At 46.2% G+C, this 19,886-nt stretch carries 17 protein-coding genes and 4 pseudogenes; 11 read left to right on the top strand and 10 right to left on the bottom strand.

All coding sequences use genetic code 11. From position 1 onward, the window contains the following. Nucleotide 1: 1 nt before the first annotated feature. The 6 genes from BDD30_RS11930 to cpxR form a co-directional block, all read right to left on the bottom strand. Nucleotides 2-1,072 (bottom strand): DegT/DnrJ/EryC1/StrS family aminotransferase, encoded by a 1,071-nt coding sequence (locus BDD30_RS11930; RefSeq protein WP_015836380.1) that lies wholly within the window; start codon nucleotides 1,070-1,072, stop codon nucleotides 2-4. Between the two features lie 14 nt (nucleotides 1,073-1,086). Further along, nucleotides 1,087-1,674, bottom strand: coding sequence for an acyltransferase (locus BDD30_RS11925; RefSeq protein ID WP_015836379.1), 588 nt, complete (start codon nucleotides 1,672-1,674; stop codon nucleotides 1,087-1,089). A gap of 18 nt (nucleotides 1,675-1,692) precedes the next feature. Beyond that, entirely contained in the window at nucleotides 1,693-2,742 is a 1,050-nt protein-coding gene (locus tag BDD30_RS11920) for a Gfo/Idh/MocA family protein (RefSeq protein ID WP_015836378.1), read from the bottom strand. A 13-nt stretch (nucleotides 2,743-2,755) separates the two neighbouring features. Further along, entirely contained in the window at nucleotides 2,756-4,066 is a 1,311-nt protein-coding gene (locus BDD30_RS11915; protein WP_015836377.1) for a nucleotide sugar dehydrogenase, read from the bottom strand. A 400-nt stretch (nucleotides 4,067-4,466) separates the two neighbouring features. Next, complete coding sequence (gene cpxA, locus BDD30_RS11910) at nucleotides 4,467-5,837, bottom strand: envelope stress sensor histidine kinase CpxA (protein ID WP_015836376.1); 1,371 nt, start codon at nucleotides 5,835-5,837, stop codon at nucleotides 4,467-4,469. After that, a complete protein-coding gene (cpxR, locus tag BDD30_RS11905) occupies nucleotides 5,834-6,529 on the bottom strand; it encodes an envelope stress response regulator transcription factor CpxR (protein ID WP_015836375.1) in 696 nt (231 codons plus the stop codon). The genes cpxA and cpxR overlap by 4 nt, the downstream gene beginning before the upstream one ends. Before the next feature lie 151 nt (nucleotides 6,530-6,680). Here cpxR and cpxP point away from each other — a divergent pair, with 151 nt between their 5' ends. Further along, nucleotides 6,681-7,172 carry a cell-envelope stress modulator CpxP gene (gene cpxP, locus BDD30_RS11900; RefSeq protein ID WP_041382610.1) on the top strand — a complete coding sequence of 164 codons (492 nt, stop codon included), beginning with the start codon at nucleotides 6,681-6,683 and terminating at the stop codon, nucleotides 7,170-7,172. A 211-nt stretch (nucleotides 7,173-7,383) separates the two neighbouring features. Here the strand turns inward: cpxP and BDD30_RS11895 are convergent. Beyond that, nucleotides 7,384-8,369 (bottom strand): annotated as a pseudogene (locus BDD30_RS11895) (phage integrase). Nucleotides 8,370-8,435: 66 nt separating this feature from the next. Further along, nucleotides 8,436-8,729, bottom strand: a complete 294-nt coding sequence (locus BDD30_RS11890) for a helix-turn-helix domain-containing protein (protein WP_015836372.1) — start codon at nucleotides 8,727-8,729, stop codon at nucleotides 8,436-8,438. A 131-nt stretch (nucleotides 8,730-8,860) separates the two neighbouring features. Here BDD30_RS11890 and BDD30_RS11885 point away from each other — a divergent pair, with 131 nt between their 5' ends. The 7 genes and pseudogenes from BDD30_RS11885 to BDD30_RS11860 all read left to right on the top strand — a co-directional run bounded on the left by BDD30_RS11885 (nucleotide 8,861) and on the right by BDD30_RS11860 (nucleotide 13,970). Next, complete coding sequence (locus BDD30_RS11885; RefSeq protein ID WP_015836371.1) at nucleotides 8,861-9,100, top strand: Cox family DNA-binding protein; 240 nt, start codon at nucleotides 8,861-8,863, stop codon at nucleotides 9,098-9,100. A gap of 43 nt (nucleotides 9,101-9,143) precedes the next feature. Continuing rightward, nucleotides 9,144-9,281 (top strand): hypothetical protein, encoded by a 138-nt coding sequence (locus tag BDD30_RS23575; protein WP_158307085.1) that lies wholly within the window; start codon nucleotides 9,144-9,146, stop codon nucleotides 9,279-9,281. A gap of 18 nt (nucleotides 9,282-9,299) precedes the next feature. Further along, nucleotides 9,300-9,821 (top strand): annotated as a pseudogene (locus BDD30_RS11880) (DNA adenine methylase); the annotation flags it as partial. Between the two features lie 68 nt (nucleotides 9,822-9,889). Further along, nucleotides 9,890-11,946: pseudogene (locus tag BDD30_RS11875) on the top strand (replication endonuclease). A gap of 2 nt (nucleotides 11,947-11,948) precedes the next feature. Then, nucleotides 11,949-13,049 (top strand): annotated as a pseudogene (locus tag BDD30_RS11870) (DNA cytosine methyltransferase); the annotation flags it as partial. A 271-nt stretch (nucleotides 13,050-13,320) separates the two neighbouring features. After that, nucleotides 13,321-13,656, top strand: a complete 336-nt coding sequence (locus tag BDD30_RS11865; RefSeq protein WP_015836364.1) for a type II toxin-antitoxin system RelE/ParE family toxin — start codon at nucleotides 13,321-13,323, stop codon at nucleotides 13,654-13,656. A gap of 8 nt (nucleotides 13,657-13,664) precedes the next feature. Continuing rightward, the gene (locus tag BDD30_RS11860) at nucleotides 13,665-13,970 is read left to right on the top strand and encodes a helix-turn-helix domain-containing protein (RefSeq protein WP_015836363.1); all 306 of its coding nucleotides are present in this window, start codon (nucleotides 13,665-13,667) and stop codon (nucleotides 13,968-13,970) included. A gap of 315 nt (nucleotides 13,971-14,285) precedes the next feature. Here the strand turns inward: BDD30_RS11860 and BDD30_RS11855 are convergent, their stop codons facing one another. Both BDD30_RS11855 and BDD30_RS11850 read right to left on the bottom strand, forming a co-directional pair. Further along, the gene (locus tag BDD30_RS11855; protein ID WP_422615913.1) at nucleotides 14,286-15,212 is read right to left on the bottom strand and encodes a phage portal protein; all 927 of its coding nucleotides are present in this window, start codon (nucleotides 15,210-15,212) and stop codon (nucleotides 14,286-14,288) included. A gap of 126 nt (nucleotides 15,213-15,338) precedes the next feature. After that, nucleotides 15,339-17,096, bottom strand: coding sequence for a terminase ATPase subunit family protein (locus BDD30_RS11850; protein ID WP_015836361.1), 1,758 nt, complete (start codon nucleotides 17,094-17,096; stop codon nucleotides 15,339-15,341). A gap of 142 nt (nucleotides 17,097-17,238) precedes the next feature. Between BDD30_RS11850 and BDD30_RS11845 the strand changes: the two genes are divergently transcribed. From BDD30_RS11845 to gpM, 3 genes are read left to right on the top strand one after another with little or no spacing between them, the layout of a single operon-like run. Beyond that, nucleotides 17,239-18,075, top strand: coding sequence for a GPO family capsid scaffolding protein (locus BDD30_RS11845; protein ID WP_015836360.1), 837 nt, complete (start codon nucleotides 17,239-17,241; stop codon nucleotides 18,073-18,075). A gap of 14 nt (nucleotides 18,076-18,089) precedes the next feature. Then, a complete protein-coding gene (locus tag BDD30_RS11840; protein ID WP_015836359.1) occupies nucleotides 18,090-19,205 on the top strand; it encodes a phage major capsid protein, P2 family in 1,116 nt (371 codons plus the stop codon). Next, a complete protein-coding gene (gpM, locus tag BDD30_RS11835) occupies nucleotides 19,198-19,863 on the top strand; it encodes a phage terminase small subunit (RefSeq protein WP_015836358.1) in 666 nt (221 codons plus the stop codon). The genes BDD30_RS11840 and gpM overlap by 8 nt, the downstream gene beginning before the upstream one ends. Nucleotides 19,864-19,886: the final 23 nt, after the last annotated feature.

Genomic DNA, 19,886 nt, shown 5'->3' with positions numbered 1-19,886 from the left:
TTTAAATGGAGCTGGTAATTTTATTAATTAAATCTATGGATAAATATGGATGCATCGGTAAACTAATTACTTCCTGAGCGATTTCGTCTCCTACAGGTAGAGCAATATTGCTGGCTACCGCAGGTTGTTTATTCAAGGGAATGGGGTAATGCACGGCGGTGGGAATGCCTTGTGCTTTTAATTTGTGTTGCAATTTATCACGATTTTTAACCCGGATAGTATATTGCGCATAAGCAGAGAGATTGTGTGGCTCGATATAGGGCGTGGTCAGGATGCCAATGTCATTCAACGCCTGATTGTAGTTTGTGGCAACTGTCTGACGTAATGCCATTTCTTCATCAAATATGTCCAGTTTAGGTAGTAAAATGGCGGCTTGCAGGGTATCTAAACGGCTATTCACTCCGACTCTGACATGGTGGTATCGTCTGTCTTGTCCATGACGGGCAATTTGACGAATAATTTTCGCCAGTTCTTCATCATGGGTAAAAATAGCCCCGCCATCACCGTAACAACCCAACGGTTTACTGGGGAAGAAACTGGTACAGGAAATGGTGGTCAGGTTGCAGGAGCGTTTCCCTTTATAGGTGGCGCCAAAACTTTGGGCTGCGTCTTCTATTACGGGAATGTTGTGTTTTGCGGCGATAGCGTTAATTTCGTCAAAATCAGCACATTGACCAAATAAGGAGACCGGAATGATCGCTTTGGTTTTCGGCGTAATGGCGGCTTCAAGTCGTGCAGGGTCTAGATTATATGTCGTGGGTTTGACATCAATATAAACCGGGATACCGCCCAGCAATGCGACGGTTTCAGCGGTGGCAATGTAGGTAAATCCGGGGATAATGACTTCATCGCCGGGTTTGATGCCAATTGCCATCAAGGCAATTTGTAACGCATCGGTGCCATTGGCGCAGGTAATACAGTATGGCGCCCCGGTGTATGCAATCAGCTTTTCTTCTAATTCGGCCACTTCCGGCCCTAAAATATATTTGCCGTGGGTGAGGACTTTTTGGATATTTGCGTCAATTTTATCTTTAATTCTGTGTTGTTGTGCTGCTAAGTCGGTAAATTTCATGCCTTTATCCTTGCTTATTGAATTCGCACGACGGTATGGTCATTGAGTTGATAAATATGGTGAGTGTGTGGACAAATGGTGGTGGCTTGTCCGTGCAGGGGTAAATCTAATTGTTCACCAAATTCACTCATCCAGCCAATCTGTTTGGCCGGCACGCCCACCATCAGGGCATAATCAGGAACATCTTTATTGACCACCGCGCCGGCACCAATAAAAGCGTAAGTGCCAATGGTGGTGCCACAAACAATGGTACAGTTGGCGCCTAAGGTCGCTCCTTTCTTGACGAGCGTATTCTGATATTCACTTTTTCTTTCAATCAATGAGCGGGGATTATAAACATTGGTGAAAACCATGCTGGGGCCACAAAATACGCCGTCTTCTAGATGAACATTGTCATAAACAGAGACGTTGTTTTGTATTTTGCAGTGATTACCGATGGTGACTTTATTGCCGATAAAGACATTTTGTCCTAAAGAACAGCCTTCACCAATTTGAGCGCCAGAACAGATATGGGTGAAATGCCAGATACGGCTGTTTTTCCCGATTTGTGCTCCTTCATCAACAATGGCACTGGGATGTATCATTAATTGTTCTGCTGACATGAGACCAGTTCCATGGGTTTAATAGGTTAAAGGCAAGGAGATGGTTTTATTATCTCTGGCTGACAGGTAGGCGGCGATAAGCAGCTCTAAGGATTTTAAGCCTTCCCGGCCATCAGTGATGGGTTGGGCTTTGCCTTTCATGACATCAATGACATTTTTATAATAGAGGGGATGACCAAATCCATAAACGGAGGTGGTTTCATAGCTCGCGGTTTTGACGTGTTGGTCATACTCTTGTTCGTCAGCGAAATGCCATTCCTGGATTTCATTGACGGCCATGCCCCCCACCCGAACTGTGCCTTTTTCCCCGAGAATGGTGATGGAGCCTTCAAGGTTTTTCGGATAGGTACACATGGTGACAGCCATCGAGCCTAAGGTGCCATCCCGCCAGCGGATATTGAGTACCCCGGTATCTTCCGTTTCGATATCCAAGTGGGTAGACGTCATGGCTTGAACATCTTTGACCGGACCGATTAACCATTCAATTAAATCAACATAGTGGCTGGCCTGATTCATGAAGGCACCCCCATCAAATTCCCAGGTGCCCCGCCAAGCGGCCTGGTCATAATAGGCTTGAGGTCGGGTCCAGAAAACATTGAGGTGAACCATATGGATTTTGCCAAAACGTTTTTCACTGACGGCCCGTTTCAGTAATTGTAAGGTGGCATTTAAGCGATTTTGTTTGACAACAAAGAGGTGTTTGCCGGCTTTATCGGCGGCTTTAACCATATTTTCACCATCAGCCAGCCGGGTGGCCATCGGTTTCTCGGTGACGACATGAAAGCCTTTATCAAAGCAGGTCATCGCCTGCTCTGGATGGAGGCCGGAGGGCGTGGTCAGGATAATGATATCGGCGGTGATATTATCCAGCATCGCGTTTAAGTCGCTGAAACCCGGAACGCCGGTTTTTTCTACCGCTGCGTTTAATGCATTTTGCTCGTTATCACAGACGGCAACTAATTCGACCTCTGCTTGATGGACTTCCAGTGCATGGAAGTGATTTTTTGCGATCCGCCCACATCCCACTAAAGCAAATCTTATCTTTCTGTCTTTAATGATGTTCAGCATGTCTTATCCTAAGTTAAGCTTTTATGATGTTTTTATGATTGGGAGAATACTTGCCACGGGTATCGACGACTAATTTGGCGTTATTGATGATCAGCTCATAATCAAATTTATCGTGATCGGTAGCTAAAATAACGCAGTCGAAAGTGTTGAGGTTATTTTCAGTGATAGGTTGGCTGGTTAAATTAAAATGATGTTCCCGCATTTTAGGAAAAGCTGAGACGTGTGGATCTGAATATTCGATATTAGCACCGAGCTCTCGGAGTTTTTCCATAATATGTACCGAGGGGCTTTCTCGCATATCATCCACATTCTTTTTATAGGCGATGCCGAGTATTAAGATGTGGCTGCCATTAATGGATTTATTCGCCTTGTTGAGGGCTAATACCGTTTTGGTGACCACGTAATCTGGCATGGAGGAATTAACTTCACCGGAGAGTTCAATAAAGCGGGTATTAATACCGTATTCTCGGGCTTTCCAGGTTAAATAGAAGGGATCAATCGGAATACAGTGACCGCCTAATCCGGGACCGGGGTAATAAGGGACAAAGCCGAAGGGTTTGGTTGCCGCAGCCCGAATGACTTCATGGATATCAATCCCCATTTTATCGGCAACGAGTTTCATCTCGTTGACTAAGCCAATATTGACCGCCCGGTGTATATTCTCAAGCAGTTTTGTCATTTCAGCGGCTTTGGTTGAACTCACCGGGACAACCTGGTCAATGGCCGGCTGATAAACAGCGATACCGGCTTTTAAACAGTTTTCCGTGTGGCCGCCAATGACTTTAGGGATGGTGCGGGTTTCGAAATCAGGGTTACCGGGGTCTTCCCGTTCGGGGGAATAGACCAGGAAAATATCTTCACCGACGGTTAACCCACTTTCTTCAACCCGGGGTAATAACTCTTCTTCCGTGGTGCCTGGATAAGTGGTGCTTTCTAAGGAGAGGACTTGCCCGGTTCTTAAATACGGTTTTACCCGGTCGGTGGTGTTAATGACAAAGCTGATATCGGGTTCACGGTATTTGTTTAACGGTGTGGGAACGCAAAGAATAATGGCATCGCATTCAGTGATTTTGGTGAAATCCGTTGTGGCTTCAAAACCGGTATTGATGGCTTTAGTGATGTTGGATGAGGGAATATGTTCGATATAACTTTGACCTCGATTTAATTTATCTGTTTTTTCTTTGTCAATATCAAAACCAATAACTTTGAAACCGACATCGTTATATCGGAGCATTAAAGGTAAACCCACATAACCAAGACCCACAATGGCAATGATGGCGGTTTTATTATCAAATTTCTCGGTAAGAATGCTGAGTGAGGACATATTTCGCCTTTTAAGATGATGACTTAAAAATGAAATTGTGAAAATAAATTACATTTGGTTTTTAATAGAATGCTATCTATTTTTACAAGTTTTATTTGGCAAGTGAAACTTTAACAATCTATTTTAAATAGGTTGTTTAAGATATATTATTGGAATAATAAATAATGTAATAACAAAGCTACCGCACTAGGTTATTGGCTCCCAGAATTCCGTGGAATTTTATGATTTTACCTATTGTTTTGATTTTCCAATGTTTTTGTCGGCTGTAATTAAAAAGCAAAAAATATAAGTGTTTTTAATGAATAACAGGGGAGGTTAAACCGTCAGACTCTCCGGGTCAAGCATAATAAAAATTTATCTGTTTAATTAATTTGTAGAATAAGGTTGGAAGGAATCTGTATTACCGACCATGAAGTGGTAGCCAAATAACCAAGCGTAAGCCGCCTAGTGGGCTGTCTTCAGCACGTACCCAGCCACGATGCTGACTAACTGCGGTTTCAACGATGGCTAAGCCAAGGCCAGTGCCGCCAGATTCTCGGTCACGGGCTTCGTCTGTACGGTAGAAGGGGCGGAATATATGTTCGCGGTCTTCCGGGTTGACGCCAGGCCCGTCATCGTCAACGGTGATGGTAATCCCTTGATTATCGGCGTGGAAACCCACCGCAATGTGGTGGTGAGAGTAGCGTAAGGCATTGCGTACAATATTTTCAAAAGCACTGCCAAGTGCTGATGGGTTGCAGTAAATGGTCCAGGGACCCGGTGGTGAGGTTGTCTCGAGGGTTTTATCCATTTGTTCAGCTTCAAAGCTGGCGTTATCGAGAATATCGTTCCATAAATCTGTCATTTTAATATTTTCTCTCAGCAACTCATTTTTATGCTGGCTGCGGGAGAGTACTAACAGATCGTTAATCATGCTGTCTAGCCGTTGGGCTTCTGTCTCAATTCTTTCCAATTCTTTACTTTCACCATGACGGCGGCGAAGTAATGCTGTTGCAAGTTGTAGGCGGGTGAGGGGCGTGCGTAGTTCATGGGAGATGTCGGAGATGAGTCGTTGCTGTGCGGTGACCATTCGCTCCAATACACTGATCATCTGATTGAAGCTGTTACCTGCGGCCAGAAATTCTTGTGGGCCAGCTTCTAACTCTGGATGTTGGCGTAGATTGCCTTTAGCAACATCGTCTGCGGCATTTTTTAATTTACGGGCGGGTTTAGCCAAACTCCAGGCTAGCCATAATAGGAGCGGCGCACTGATTAACATAGTGGCAATTAATAGCAATAGTGGTCGGTCGAACATGAGGTTAATAAAGTCCGACTGAGGGCTATTTGCTGGACGAACTAAGTAAAGTTGGTAATGATCTTCTCCATCCTGAATAGAAAATGGCCCTAGCATTTCAGAACGGCCATATTTTTTCTTCTTAGGGTGGTCGGCATTATCTGATTGTCCGATAAAGTTGCGAACAACTTGCATTTCATTTCTCTGGGCGCCAATAATCCGTCCTTCACTGGTCACCAATATGAGGCGTTGTCCTGGTGGAGCCCATTTTTCAATCGCACGAAATAAACGGCGCCACCAAAGTAAATCATTTGCAGGGTCTTGCGCTAATTCTGCTTCAATATGTTGTTCTAGCATAACGCCCTGCCGATATTCGTTTTCTAGCAGAGAGGTTAATTGCCTGGAATCCAGTTTCGGTACCATCAATACCAGCATCAGGACTAATGCCAGAGTGAACCAGAAAATGGCGAAGATGCGGGCCGTTAAGCTGTTTATCATGTTGCGGAAACCATTAAGTAGCCGCGACCGCGTAAAGTTTTAAACCAGGGCTGGCCATCTTCTCGTTCAGGTAATTTACGGCGTAGGTTAGAGATATGCATATCAATTGCCCGATCAAATGGGGTCAGTCGTTTGCCTAAGACTTCCTGGCTTAGATGTTCGCGGGAGACAACTTGCCCCAAATGTTGAGCTAATAAATAGAGCAATGTGAATTCAGTTCCTGTTAAATCTAATATTTGATTAGCGAAGCTGGCTTCCTGGCGGCCAGGGTTTAATTGTAGATTATCGACCTGAAGTGTGGCAGGACTGTTGTCCGTTTGTTGCTGTTCACTCCAATTTGAGCGGCGCAGAATAGCACGGATACGGGCCACGAGTTCACGATCATTAAATGGTTTGGCAAGATAGTCATCGGCACCTAATTCCAGCCCCAGAACACGATCCAAATCACTTCCACGTGCTGTCAGCATAATTACTGGCGTTTGATGATGTAGCCGTAGTTCTTTTAATGTTGCAATGCCATTCTTACGCGGCATCATAATGTCAAGTAATAGTAAGTCAATCGATTCGTCAAGGAGTTTTAATGCTTGCTCTCCGTCATGAGCGATAACAACGTTAAGTCCTTCCATTTCAAGTAATTCTTTTAATAGTGATGTCAGCTCGCGGTCATCATCAACTAATAGGATTTTATGCATTGATTATTTCCTCCAGGAACAAAAATACGATAACAAACTTTGCCATTCCACGACTTTACGTTCTTTTACAAGCTCTGACGCTAGTTTGCAGCCGCGTAGGTATAGTTGTCTACATTGAATCGAATATCGTTTGGGGACGAGGAGTTGTTTAATGCGTAACATAGCAGCGTTGGTTTTTGCGTCAATGTTTGTTGTTGGTTCGACAACATCTTTAGCTGAAACAACAAATACAACTCATGCTGCTACAACCCCCGGTATTTGTGCATCGTGTGGTTATAAGAGCTCCGAAGGTCATCATTATCATAATAATGAAGCTGGTGATAATGATCATTTGTTTAATGGCATTACTTTAACCGAGCGCCAGCGCCAGCAAATGCGTGATTTGATGGCGCAGAAACATCAGCAGCGTTCATCAATGTTGATGAATCGTGCAGAACGAGAAGAAATGCGTAAGCTGGTGACCGCGAAAGATTTTGATGAAGCGGCAGTCAAAGCTCAGGCTGAAAAGATGGCTAAATATGATATTGAGCGTCAGGTAGAAATGGCTCGTATTCATCACCAAATGTATCAACTGTTGACTCCTGAGCAGCAAGTGCAATTGGAGCAGCAGCATCGGCAATACATGTCTCAGTTGTCGAACTGATTTTGTTGTATTCATAGCAGTAAATTAGTAGTAAACGAAAATTTTTCCTTGCCATAGACACCATCCCTGTCTTTTCCCCCGCCGATTTGGCGGGTTTTTTTTCAGTCACTTACAATACATTTCTTTATAAAACAACAATATAAAAAAGTATTAAAGGGTTAGAAAGTATACGAAAGTTTTTGAGTGTGGACGCTCGCCACACTCTCTAGCTTTATTCTACGTCTATCCCACCCTTAAGAGGGTTTAATGTAATAGCATGTTGCAGATAGTCCGGGGCAAGGTGTGCATAGACCATTGTTTGGATTATGCTGGCGTGCCCTAATATCTGTTGTAATGCAATTATATTCCCTCCATTTCATCATGAAGTGGCTGGCAAAAGTGTGTCTGAGGACATGAGTTGCTTGTCCTTTAGGTAAGTCGGGCTTTACTACATGTAAGATCTTACAGAAATTTATGTAGTCAACATTGAACAGCTTGCCCATTTTCTTTTTACCACGGATTTCTTTCTCTAATTTGTCAGAAATGGGAACGATGCGTTGATCTCCATTTTTGGTATTTAGAAAAATTACACGGCCTTTTAATACCTGTTGAGCTGCCAGACTTTCCGCTTCCCCCCAGAGAGCGCCAGTGCTAAGGCAAAGTAAAGCCAGCTTTTTTTCCTCTTTATTTAGAGAATTAAGCAGTAGTTCTATCTCTGGTGTTGTGAGATAGGTCATAGCAACATTTTTCTCGCTTAATGGTTCTAATCCTTGTAGAGGATTTGTGTCAGTAAATTCCTCAATTTTTATTAAAGTCGAGAACATACCGGATAGTCTGTACATATCTCGATTTACAGTTTTCGCGCTTATTCCATCAGCCAGCCGTTTTCCCCTATGTTCCATGATGACTCTCTTTGTGAGGTGACCTATTATGGGGTTGTTAAGCTGCCTCATTGTTTTGGTGAGATGTCGCTTCTCTATTGCTCCATTGTCTGTGTTTTGTCCGTAATATAGCCACCAAATATTGATGAAATCACTAAATTGTGTCTTATCATTCGTGGTGGATGGTTCACTATTGCTAGCCTGTGTGAGCGTGTAACGTTCAAAGGCAACTGCTTCACTTTTTCTTATTAAATTTCCTACGGAGTCTTGTTCCTGTGCTGCCGTAGGGTCTTACATCCACTTCGTAGCGTCCATCATTGAGCTTCTTAATTGCCATAAGTAAGCCCTTCGATGAAACTGACAGATTGTGACCACAACTCGTCAGCATACGCATAACAAATATCTAGCCAATTTTCTGGCTTGAGTGGAATGAGGTTTCGTTCTCTGGCCCATTGTGCGAGATAGCCGGCGAGACTTGACCAGCTTCCGGTGCTGTAGTGTCAGTCATTAGCCACAGAGTATATTTTTTGAACTTAGGGTGTTGAGTTAATTTAGAAAGTGTGTTCCAGCCGGGTTCGTTATGTCCTCCCTCTAATTTTTTTAATGTGCTAAGGGGGAGCTGCATGATTTCACAGAATTGTGATTGACTCAGGTTCTCTGCATTACGCATGGCCTTTATTTTTTCTCCTATGTTCATTGACTTAGTTCCGAGTATTGATCTAGTATTCGCTTGGTGGTGTAAAAGTCGGAACCATCAAGCACGAGCAAAACACCTTGTAAACAGTGTTAGAACGGGTTTAAAGGTGTTTGATCTAACGAGGTTAACAAATGAGTGAAGAAGCGTACAAGGTTGAATATCCAGTTGATGCAGTACCGTATCCAAAATTTGCGGCGTTGATCGGTAAAAAAGAAGCAGCTGTTCAAGAAATGGTAAAGCAGAACAAGTTGCCACTTATTGAATGGCGTGATCCGAGTAAACCAAAAGCTAGGGTAGGGGAGAAGTGGATTTATGTTCCTGAGTTTAATCGTGCTATGCGCGAGGCATTCTACAACCGGCCAAAAGAATAGTGTGATGCGTGGCTATTGTGGATTGGGCTATAAGGTGCGTGTTATGACTCAGATCCTAACACCAGAGGAATACAAAAAGGGGCGGGTAAAATTTGGAAAATTACTTATTCGGCCTTTACGCAAGAACGTCGTAGTTCACATTACCCAATATCAGGTCAGTGATGGTGAATACTCAATATGATGTGTATTTAATTCTGACGATGTAAAATATAAATCACAGATATGGCACGCATCGGTATTTTTGTTTCTAAACCGGCATTGTTTTAATGGCCTGTGCCGTTATAACTCAAGAGGTGAATTCAATGTACCTTTTGGGAACTATAAAAAAACTTACTTTCCTGCAACGAAAATATTGGAGTTTGCTAAGAAATCCAAGATTACCTCTATCCATTGTGCCGATTGGCGCGAAATACTGAAAATAGTTGATTTTGGGGATGTGGTTTATTGCGATCCTCCCTATTTCACCAAAGGCGTTAATTTCACGCAGTATTGCAAAAATGGCTTTTCTCATAATGACCATCAGGAGCTTGCTACTTCTCTGAAACAGCTCAATGAATTATTGTGTGTTCCTGTCACCGTTTCCAATTCCATTGAAGCTAAAGAACTTTATGCTGATCTGGGGTTCACTATCCATAAAATAGAAGCACCGAGCACCATTGCCGTTAATGGTGACCGTCAGCCAGCAATAGAGATTATTGCGATGTTAGAGGCGAGTGCATGAGTGAATTAATCGATTTGTTGCAGGAACACAACAGCGATTACCAGAAGTCAAAACGCCTGCAATATGAGATGTTCAAACCCGGTTTGCCCCGCGAATCAACGTTAGCTGAACAGATTATGTGGCAGGTGAATCCTGACGATCATGGCTGGCGCCATAATATTGTCGGCAATCTGCCCGATTTTTTGGCGCTCTATTTTGCTACTCGGTACAAAAAAATATTTACCCAGTCAGGGTGTAATGGTCGCCGCTGTGCTAATACGTTTTTGCGTCAGTTTGGCGAGAATGTATTACCACGGCTAAATAAAGTCACTGAACGTTATCAGTTCAAGAATCGGGTATCCGGCGTTACTCCGTTCCCCTTTATTGAGCAATTAGAGCGATTGGTTACGCTGGAGCGTAAGGATATCAGACAGCTTGCCTGGGGAATTTCCCATTTTATAGCCGAGAACTACGAAAATGCATCGGCTCAGTATGTCAATCAACAACCTGCGAGCGAACAAGATGCCAGAGAACGTTTGATCCGTATCTATAGTTATTAGCAAAACTGACTCAACAAGTCGGCACTACAGCCCCTTACTGGCAGCAGTTCACCAAAGGCAGGGAAGGCGCCACAGTCGATCAGTTGTGTGCCGGTCTCCTGCGCATGATGTCGGATAAATGGTGGTATGCCCGTTTGAAAAGAATGCGTGACATTCGCGCCGAGCATATGGCTATTGCGGTAGGTCAAGTACAGAAATCAGCCTCTCCCTATGTTTCCCGTAGTACGCTGCGTGAGTGGTTAGAACAGAAGCGCCGTAATTGGGATTTTATCAAACAGTTTGATGTTGAGAATGAACAGGGCGACAGGGTGCCGCTGGAAGATATGGTACTCGGTAGTGTGGTTAATCCCGCTGTCCGCCGTAGTGAATTGATGGTAAGAATACGCGGTTTTGAAAATCTGGCTGATGAGCTTGGTTATGTCGGTGAATTTTATACTATTACGGCTCCATCAAAATATCATGCTGTCCATAGTGTCGGTGGCTTTGTTTCAAATTGGAACGGGGCCAGTCCCCGCGATACGCAAAAATATTTGTGCAACGTCTGGGCGAAAATCAGGGCGGCTTATTCCCGTGCAGGGATCAGCGCCTTTGGTTTTCGTGTAGTTGAACCTCACCATGATGGCACGCCGCATTGGCACATGTTGCTGTTTATGCGTCCTGAACATGTCGATGAAATGCGTGACATCATATGTTATTACGCCCGGTTGGAAGATTCAGAAGAGTTACAAGGGCAAAAGGCACTTAAAGCACGATTCCATGTGAAGCCTATCGATAAGACAAAAGGCTCGGCCACGGGCTATATCGCCAAGTACATCTCTAAGAATATCGACGGTTATGCACTGGACGGTGAAAAGGATGGGGAAACAGGTCAACTTCTTAAGGATATGTCACGGTCTGTTTCTGCCTGGGCGAGTCGCTGGCGTATCCGGTAGTTTCAGCAGATCGGCGGTGCGCCGGTTTCCGTCTGGCGAGAATTGCGTCGTTTGAGTGGTGATGAGCAAATCTTGTCTGATGCAGATATGGATAATGTCCGATTTGCTGCGGATGTGGGAGATTGGTTCGCTTACACCGAATTTCAGGGTGGGCCATTGGTGGCACGGAAAGATTTAACCGTGCGGTTGTCCTATGAAATCACTGAACAGGGCAATGACTACGGTGAGGATGTACAACGTATTTCAGGTGTCTACTCACCCCGTATCGGGGAATCTTCTTCTTATCTTACTCGTGAGGTCAAATGGCAAATTGTGCCGAAAGTTAACGCTGATGTTAAAGGGAGGGGGTTGGGGGTTTCTGCCCCTTGGAGTTCTGTCAATAACTGTACGGGGAGTTACGGTACGGTCAGCGGGGGTGAGCGGTTAGTCGAAAAAATTATCGATTATGCGGATTCAATCGGGATGGATTTTTGCCGGGCTATGGCGAAATCATTAATCATTGGGGGAAAAATTAACATTGGTGAACAGTCGTTCAGGTTACGGGCGGATGGCAGCTTTATTCCGATAGAGACGGAACGGCAGAAGGAGGAACGCTGCGATGTGTTGCGGCGGCGGATTAAGAATATTGGTGAAATGAGGAAAAACCTATCGTGAATATGCGTTTCGGCTCGGTTTGTTCCGGTATTGAAGCTGTCAGTGTGGCATGGGAACCGCTGGGTATGTCTCCGGCATGGTTCAGTGAAACCGAAAAATTCCCCAGCGCGGTACTGCAATATCACTGGCCTTATGTCCGAAATCTGGGGGATATGGCAGAAATCCCCGCCATGATTACCGAAAATCTAGCCGATGCGCTGGATATTCTGGTTGGTGGTACACCCTGTCAGGCGTTTAGCATTGCAGGTTTGCGTAATGGGTTGGACGATGAACGGGGAAAACTAACATTATCATTCGTGGAGTTGGCAAATGTCATTGATTCAGTCAGAGCAGCAAACGGCGAACAGCCTTCAATTATCGTCTGGGAAAATGTCCCCGGAGTTCTATCCAGTAAAGATAATGCCTTTGGTTGTTTTCTTGCGGGACTTGCCGGAGAAGATGAACCATTGCAGCCGTCAGGGAAAAAATGGACGAACTCAGGTTATGTGTCTGGACCATAAAGAGTTGTTGCATGGCGAGTGCTGGACGCTCAATATTTTGGAGTGGCCCAACGACGTCGCCGTGTGTTTGTTGTCGCAAGTGCTAGAACAGACATCTGTCCCGCAAAAATACTTTTTGAGCCGGACAGCGTGCGCCGGCATTTTGAACCGCGCGAAACGGCGGAGAAAGCAATTACCGGAAATGCTGGAAACCGTGTTGTTATCGGCAGCCACTGGGAGTCAGGACTAAACCCGCATCCGACATTAAACCAGAGCCACGACGTTAGCGATATTGGAATGAGCAATCAGGAGCTGTTTTCTCAGCGTGGCAGTGGGCTGATATCAACATACCGTCTGCTCTCGTTTGGTGAGTACCGAACGGATGATATTTCTTCAACCCTGAGAGCTAGGGACGATAAAAGCGCCACTGACCTGATCGCAACGCGGGGTGTCGTGCGCCGTTTAACGACTATTGAGTGCGAGTGGTTGCAGGGTTTTCCCGATAATCACACCCAAATTCCGTGGAATGGCAAGGCTTCGGCTGATTGTCCTGATGGTCACCGTTACCGGGCAATCGGAAATTCAATGGCTGTGCCTGTAATAGCATGGATTGGGAAACGAATTTTAATGCAAGCGAGGAATAAATAATGATGCGCTACAACGGAGTATCACTCTAGGAAATGACGAATTATCTCGTTAAATCGAAATTGTTCACTGAAACGACCGGGGCACGATCCCTATGAGGTGGTTGAATATCTGGCGTTGCTGATCCGCATCCGGTGACGGAATGCTGCTTCTTTGGCGAGGTTAGAGATTATTAGCGCAAGGGCTAAGTTAGCCCTTGCGCTAATTTGGCTAAAAGACTATTATTTAGGCATGAATAGGGGATTGCCGAATGTTTGAAATTAAGTTTCATGATGCTTTTAAGGAAGAATTAAAATCACTGCCTGACTCGCTGGAATTGCGCATGGTCGCGTTAATTAAGCGTTTGAGGGAAAACCCAACCAGCCTGAGAGAGCCGCATTCAAAACCGATAGAGGGATATAAAGGGCTGTTTGAGCTGAGAGCAAAAGCCAAAGACGGAATAGCCAGAAGTTTTTTTTGTTATGCCACAGGGAAGAAAATCTATCTGTTACGATGCTTTGTGAAAAAAACTAATGCTACTCCCCTGAATGAACTCAGGATAGCGATTGCGCGGAAAAATGAACTGACAGAACCATCAAGAGATTAAGAGGAAATATGATGCGTGATGACTTAGACCTCTACATTGAGGAAAGAACCAAAGAAAACCCCCGATTTAAAGCCACGTTAGCGGAAGAGGAGAAAGAGCTTGAGTTAGCGATTGAGATGCAGAATATGCTGACTGAATGGCGGAAACATGCTGGGCTGACCAGCGCTCAGGTTGCTGAAAAAATGGGTATCAAACCACCGACTGTATCAAAAATAGAAAGAAATATCGTTAAGGCATCCATTGATACACTCAGTCGCTATGCGCGTGCCTGTGGTGTTAACGATATCAAAATATCCTTATCATTAACAAAGTGATCGTTTTTTATTCTTTTGTTGCGGGTGCGCAAAGGGTGCACAATCCCCCCATTCCCCGCACCAATCCGCAAGATCAAACAAGGATCTCATGCTCCGCCAAGCACCAGTACTGCTGCGCTTTTAACGATTCCTTACAGGTGCATAAAAAGCACTATATTTAGTAGGCAGGCGCGGCGGGGTCACGACTGTGCGCGGTGGCGTCTGGTAGCTGTGCTGGTCTCAAATTTCATAATGTAATAATTATTTATTGAAACTATATTTCTTCCAGACAAAAAAAGACTGCTCAGTAGGCGGCCTCACAATCAATAACGCGGGCTATTCGTCTTCATCCAGATCCAACGAATACCGTTCAAACCGGATCACGTCTTCCCCTATCCAATCATTTAATTGTTTCATCTTACTTTGCAATGGCATTAGTTCATTACGCACGAACACCTTGGCCGCCTTCTCAACATAGCCAAAGCCACCGGTATTCTGTGGAATAATCCCCATCATCTGCGGTGGTACGCGGTGCGCGGCCAGTATGTCGTCGCGGCTGGCATTCTTGATATTTAAAAATTCATCCTTAGCTGCTGCTTCAGACAGTGGAATAGTTTGGATACCGTCTTTTTTGCCACAGGGGGCATACAGAAACAGATTACGGAAATTACCTGGCCCTTTGGAATTTTTCAGCGCATCGCGGATATTGTCGATATCGGACAGGTTTTGCGACGCGTCGCTGATATACAGGATATAACCTGCATGGGAACCGTTCAGGTAATACTTGCGGCGAAAAAGCGTAGCCGATTCATTCAGTAATGCCGACGGCAGTGCGGCTAGATATTCCGGCAGGCCGTAGAGTTCCTGATTAATATCGGGTTCAATCAAATGAAAAACCTGCCCCGTTGGGAACGGGTATGGCTGGCTGTTGTAGCCATATTTCACAAACCAGTAGGTTTCCAAATCTTCACCGCGTCGGGTGAACTTGGCCGGGCAGTGATTCAGCTTTAAAGGCTGGCCGAGGCGATTCTTGCGCTGTTCAAGGTAGGCATTTCCAAACAGCATAAAGTCCAGCGCCCATGAGTCGAACGCCTGCCGACTCAGTAAGCTATGCGGGATAAACGTGCTGGTTAAAATATTGCGTTTCACATACACCGCGCTACTGTGGTGCGGTGCAGAGCGAAACAACAGCGCCAGCCCGTTAAAACTAATCGGGGGTTCATACCAACTATCGACCAGCACACATTCCAGATAATCAAACACCTCGCGCCGGTCAAGGACGGGGATCGGGTCACCAAAAGTAAATGCTAAATGCTTCAATGGATGTGGACGAACTGGCGGTGGCTGTGGTTTTCACCGCCGGATTGCGTTTTCTGGTTTTACGGCTCATCAGTAAACCTCAACAATATTTCTATGGTGGGGGGTGTCACCGGTAATCGGTTCATTAAACAGGGCGTGCATGGTGGCCCATGCCAGATCTGCGTGACTGGCTTCCTCACTGCGGCTGGCTTCATAGGTCGGGCGGTTGCCGCTGGCGGTAGTAGAGCGGCGGATAGCCATAAAACTTTGTGCAATGTCAGTCTGGCCGGCGTCAAACTCCAGCCGGCGATGGTTGATAATGTCCCATGCCTTAAGTACCAGGGCGTTTTTCACCGATGGGTTATAGACAAATTCCCGCACGGATGGGAAAAATTCTTTGACGTTTTGGTAAACTCCATGCCCGACGCCAGTCGAGTCAATGCCGATATATTCGACGTTGTACTGTTCCGTTAGTCGTTTGATTGCGTCAGACTGGGCGCGAAAGTTCATTCCACGCCACTGGTGACGTTCAAGGATGCGGAACTTGCCGCCTGGTACCAGCGGAGGCGCGACCACGACACAGCCGGCACTGTCGCCATTCTTGCCCCCTTTGGCGGGGTCATAGCCGATCCAGACGGGGTTATAACCATAGGGGCGCAGCATTAGGGGTTGCACATCGTTCCAGATTTCCCAGCTATCGACCATGCAACCCTGCATCAGTTGCAGTGAGAAAATGGATTCGATATCGTCCATAAACTCACACATCAGCAGGTTCTGGTACTCGTCCGGGCTGTATTCCAGCCGTAACTGATCAATATCAAACAGGTTACAGCCGCCCCTGACTGCATCTTCAACCGTGACAATCTGCCGCCACTGACCATCGGCACATAGTAGGCCGCTGGCTAATGCTTGATGGCTAATATCAATGTCAATACGATTGGCCTTGGCGCGGCCACGGTTAAACAGTTTGCCTGACCAGTACGGGTAAGCGCTGTGGGTTAGGCTGGACGGGGTAGAGAAATAGGTCTGGCGCCATTTTTTATGCATCGCCATACCAGACGCTACTTTGCGCAGTTCTTGAAATTTAGGTATCCAGAAATATTCATCTAGATAAAGATTACCGTGATAGCTTTGTGCTGTACGGGCATTGGTACCGAGAAAATACAGCGTGGCGCCATTGCTTAAGGTGATTGGATCGCCTTTTAGTTCGACGTTTACTTCCCGTGCCATTTCCAGAATGTACTGCTTAAAAACGTGGGCCTGAGCCTTACTGGCAGAGAGAAAAATCTGATTGCGTCCGGTAGTCAACGCATCGATCAGGGCTTCACGGGCAAAAAAGAATGTCGCGCCAATTTGACGGGATTTTAGGATATTGCGGATACGATGTGTTAATCCGGCGTGATACCAGTCATGTTGATAATCGAACAGGGTCGATCGGAAAATGTCTTCCAGCTTTTTGACTTGTTCTTCACTGAACACGTTCTTTTCTGGTGGCCAGCGCTCGCCCTTATTGCGGTTGGCAATTTTGGGGTTCAGATCGGTTTCATTGCCGCCGCTGCTGTACTTCTTGATCCGTGCCTGTCGTTCTAACTGACGGTGCAGCAGGTCAATTTCCTTAAAGTCTTTACCTTCTTTTTGTTCCTTAGCGATGAGCTGACATAACCGGGCTTCAAGGGACAACTCGACTCGTTCAAACGGGGTCACCTCATTCCATTTGTCACGGCGTTTCCAGCTATGGATAGTGGCCGCTTTTTCGTTGAGCATTTCCGCAATCCGTGCAATCCGGTACCCATTAAAATACAGGTACATTGAGTGCTTACGGGGATCAAAATCAGGTGTTGTTTTCATGCTGCCAGACTACAGACCCGCCCGTCATTTCTCTGTGTCTGCCCTATGTGCCAGACCAGACACAACCGCATTTTATTGTTTCCTCGACCTGACGATACAAACTAGTAGGTCATGACTGACCCATAGATAACCGGGGCTTACAATGCCGAAAAAATCCAAACCCTTTCGAATTTGTGTGGAAGGCGCCACCACAGACGGGCGCAAGGTCCAGCGCGAATGGCTGACGCAGATTGCCGCCAACTATGACCCGCAGACCTACGGCGCACGTATCAACATGGAACATTACAATTTTTCATGGAGTCCGCGCTTTGGTGACGTGGAATCAGTTTTTACCGAAGAAATCAAGGAAGGTGTGTTGGCGGGTAAGTTGGGGCTGTATGGGGTTCTTTCACCTACTGATGATCTGGTGGAAATGAACCGCCAGCGCCAAAAAGTTTACACTTCCGCCGAAATCAACCTGGATTTTGCTGATTTCGGCGGCGCGTATCTGGTGGGATTGGCCGTTACAGACAGTCCAGCCAGTCTTGGCACGGAAATGTTGCAGTTCAGCGCCAACGCGGCTAATAACCCATTGAACTCACGCAAGCAGCACCCAAACAATGTTTTTACCGTTGCGGAAGAAACTCAGTTCGAATTTCTTAATTCGCCAGAGGAAACCGAAAAAATATCTCTCTTTTCCCGTGTACAGACGTTCTTCCAGAAAAAGCAGCAGAACGATGATACACGTTTTACCGACATCCATCAGGCCGTTGAACTGTGCGCACAAGAGCAGCAAAACACGGCTGAACAGGTGACGAAATTGTCTCAACAGATCGGTGAAATCGCGTCATTGAAACAACAACAGGTTGCACTGGAAACCCAACTTAACAACTTGAAAATCCAGTTAAGCCAGCAAGACAGTCAGACAACACAGCGCCCAGTTTCATTGGGAACACAGACTCACGACACCGCAACCGGCGAATACCTGACTAACTGTTAACGGAGCAAAATCCGATGAAGAACGAAACCCGCCTGAAATTTAACGCCTATCTGACCCGACTAGGCGAAATTCACGGTGTAGAAGCCAGCGCCTTTAGTGGCAAAGTGCAAGTTGAACCCTCAGTAGCACAGACACTGGAAGATGAAATCCAGCAAAGTGCAGAATTCTTGCAAAAAATCAACATGGTTCCCGTTAGTGAACAGTCGGGTGAGGCGATTGGGTTGGGTGTGGGTTCGACTATTGCCGGTACCACCGACACCGATGATAAAGAGCGAGAAACTACCGATCCCAGTCGTATGACCGTTATAGAGTACAAGTGCGAACAGACGAACTTTGATACAAGCCTAACTTATAAAAAACTGGACTTGTGGGCGAAGTTCAAGAATTTCCAGCTACGTATCCGTAACGCCATTATCCGACGTCAGGCACTGGATCGAATTATGATCGGCTGGAACGGGGTGAAGCGCGCCAAGACCTCAAACAGGGTACAGTATCCGATGTTGGAAGATGTGAATATCGGCTGGTTGCAAAAAGTCCGGCAGGATGCCCCCGATCATGTGATGAGCAGTATCACCGACGATAACGGCAAAGTGATTGCCAAAATTATCCGTGTCGGCGATGGCGGCGATTTCAATAATCTTGATGCATTGGTCATGGATGCGGTCAACAATGCCATTGATCCGGAATATCAGGACGACACCGAACTGGTGGTTATCTGTGGTCGTGAATTGCTGGCTGACAAATATTTCCCGCTGGTCAATCAGGTACAGCCTAACACCGAGAGAATGGCGGCGGACGTGATTATCAGCCAGAAACGCATTGGTAACTTGCCTGCGGTGCGGGTGCCGTACTTCCCGCCTAAAGCGCTGTTTATCTCCCGACTGGATAATTTGTCCATTTACTATCAGGAAGGCACTCGCCGACGTTCGATGTTGGATAACCCCAAACGTGATCGCATCGAAAACTACGAATCGGTGAATGAAGCATATGTCGTTGAGGATTATCGCGGCGTGGCCCTGATTGAAAATATCGAAATGCTGGCGGCGAAAAGCCAGACTGGACAGCCGCAATCTATCAATATTGTGACCAAGCAAAACACAGTTTCTGATAATGAGAGCCAGAATGGCTAGCCCGTGGCAACGTCACCGGATGCACTTGCAGGCGAAAGAAGCGGCTCAACTGAATGGCCCCGGCTTGCAGAATAACGGTGGTTATAACCAGATGCTGCTGATGTTGGAGCAAGACCGCCGACAGCTTAAGCGTATTCAGTCGATGGAACGCAAGGCCGAACTGAAACGGCAGTTTCTGCCCCGTTATGCGCCGTGGGTAGCGGGCGTTTTACAGGGTGGCCGTGGTGGGCAGGATGATGTACTGATGTATATCTTGCTGTGGCGTATTGATGCCGGTGATTACGATGGGGCGCTGGACATTGCAGAGTATGCCTTGCGGTATCGGCTCTCCATGCCAGAAACGCATTCACGTACAACAGGTTGTGCTATTGCCGAGGAAATTGCCGATGCAGCCAAGCGTTGCTATACCGCCAAGTCACAGATGCCCCTTGCCACGCTGGAGCGGGCGATATACCTGACTCACGATCAGGATATGCCCGACAAGGTACTCGCCGAGTTGTACAAATGGCTCGGTTACAGTCAGCGGGATAATGACCTGCCACAACCAGCCTATTGTTCACTGAGTCGGGCCTTAGAATTGAACAATCATGTTGGTGTGAAGAAAGATTTGGAGCAACTCGCCAGAGCACTTCGCAATCAAGAGCACGCCAACAGTTAACGGGACGTGCCAACGCGCTGGGG

Origin of the sequence: Photorhabdus asymbiotica, from assembly GCF_003634575.1 — a bacterium.
Classification (GTDB): Bacteria; Pseudomonadota; Gammaproteobacteria; order Enterobacterales; family Enterobacteriaceae; genus Photorhabdus; species Photorhabdus asymbiotica.
Note: the sequence above shows the minus strand (reverse complement) of the source record. Positions and strands in the feature narration are given on the sequence as shown.

Bases quoted from the DNA above. Each gene is read 5' to 3' on its own strand.
- BDD30_RS11865 (WP_015836364.1), top strand. From the start codon at position 13,321: ATGTTTGAAATTAAGTTTCATGATGCTTTTAAGGAAGAATTAAAATCA.
- gpM (WP_015836358.1), top strand. From the start codon at position 19,198: ATGGCTAGCCCGTGGCAACGTCACCGGATGCACTTGCAGGCGAAAGAA.
- BDD30_RS11925 (WP_015836379.1), bottom strand. From the start codon at position 1,674: ATGTCAGCAGAACAATTAATGATACATCCCAGTGCCATTGTTGATGAA.
- BDD30_RS11930 (WP_015836380.1), bottom strand. From the start codon at position 1,072: ATGAAATTTACCGACTTAGCAGCACAACAACACAGAATTAAAGATAAA.
- BDD30_RS11915 (WP_015836377.1), bottom strand. From the start codon at position 4,066: ATGTCCTCACTCAGCATTCTTACCGAGAAATTTGATAATAAAACCGCC.
- cpxA (WP_015836376.1), bottom strand. From the start codon at position 5,837: ATGATAAACAGCTTAACGGCCCGCATCTTCGCCATTTTCTGGTTCACT.
- cpxP (WP_041382610.1), top strand. From the start codon at position 6,681: ATGCGTAACATAGCAGCGTTGGTTTTTGCGTCAATGTTTGTTGTTGGT.
- BDD30_RS11850 (WP_015836361.1), bottom strand. From the start codon at position 17,096: ATGAAAACAACACCTGATTTTGATCCCCGTAAGCACTCAATGTACCTG.
- BDD30_RS23575 (WP_158307085.1), top strand. From the start codon at position 9,144: ATGACTCAGATCCTAACACCAGAGGAATACAAAAAGGGGCGGGTAAAA.
- BDD30_RS11885 (WP_015836371.1), top strand. From the start codon at position 8,861: ATGAGTGAAGAAGCGTACAAGGTTGAATATCCAGTTGATGCAGTACCG.
- BDD30_RS11860 (WP_015836363.1), top strand. From the start codon at position 13,665: ATGATGCGTGATGACTTAGACCTCTACATTGAGGAAAGAACCAAAGAA.
- BDD30_RS11920 (WP_015836378.1), bottom strand. From the start codon at position 2,742: ATGCTGAACATCATTAAAGACAGAAAGATAAGATTTGCTTTAGTGGGA.
- BDD30_RS11840 (WP_015836359.1), top strand. From the start codon at position 18,090: ATGAAGAACGAAACCCGCCTGAAATTTAACGCCTATCTGACCCGACTA.
- BDD30_RS11845 (WP_015836360.1), top strand. From the start codon at position 17,239: ATGCCGAAAAAATCCAAACCCTTTCGAATTTGTGTGGAAGGCGCCACC.
- cpxR (WP_015836375.1), bottom strand. From the start codon at position 6,529: ATGCATAAAATCCTATTAGTTGATGATGACCGCGAGCTGACATCACTA.
- BDD30_RS11890 (WP_015836372.1), bottom strand. From the start codon at position 8,729: ATGAACATAGGAGAAAAAATAAAGGCCATGCGTAATGCAGAGAACCTG.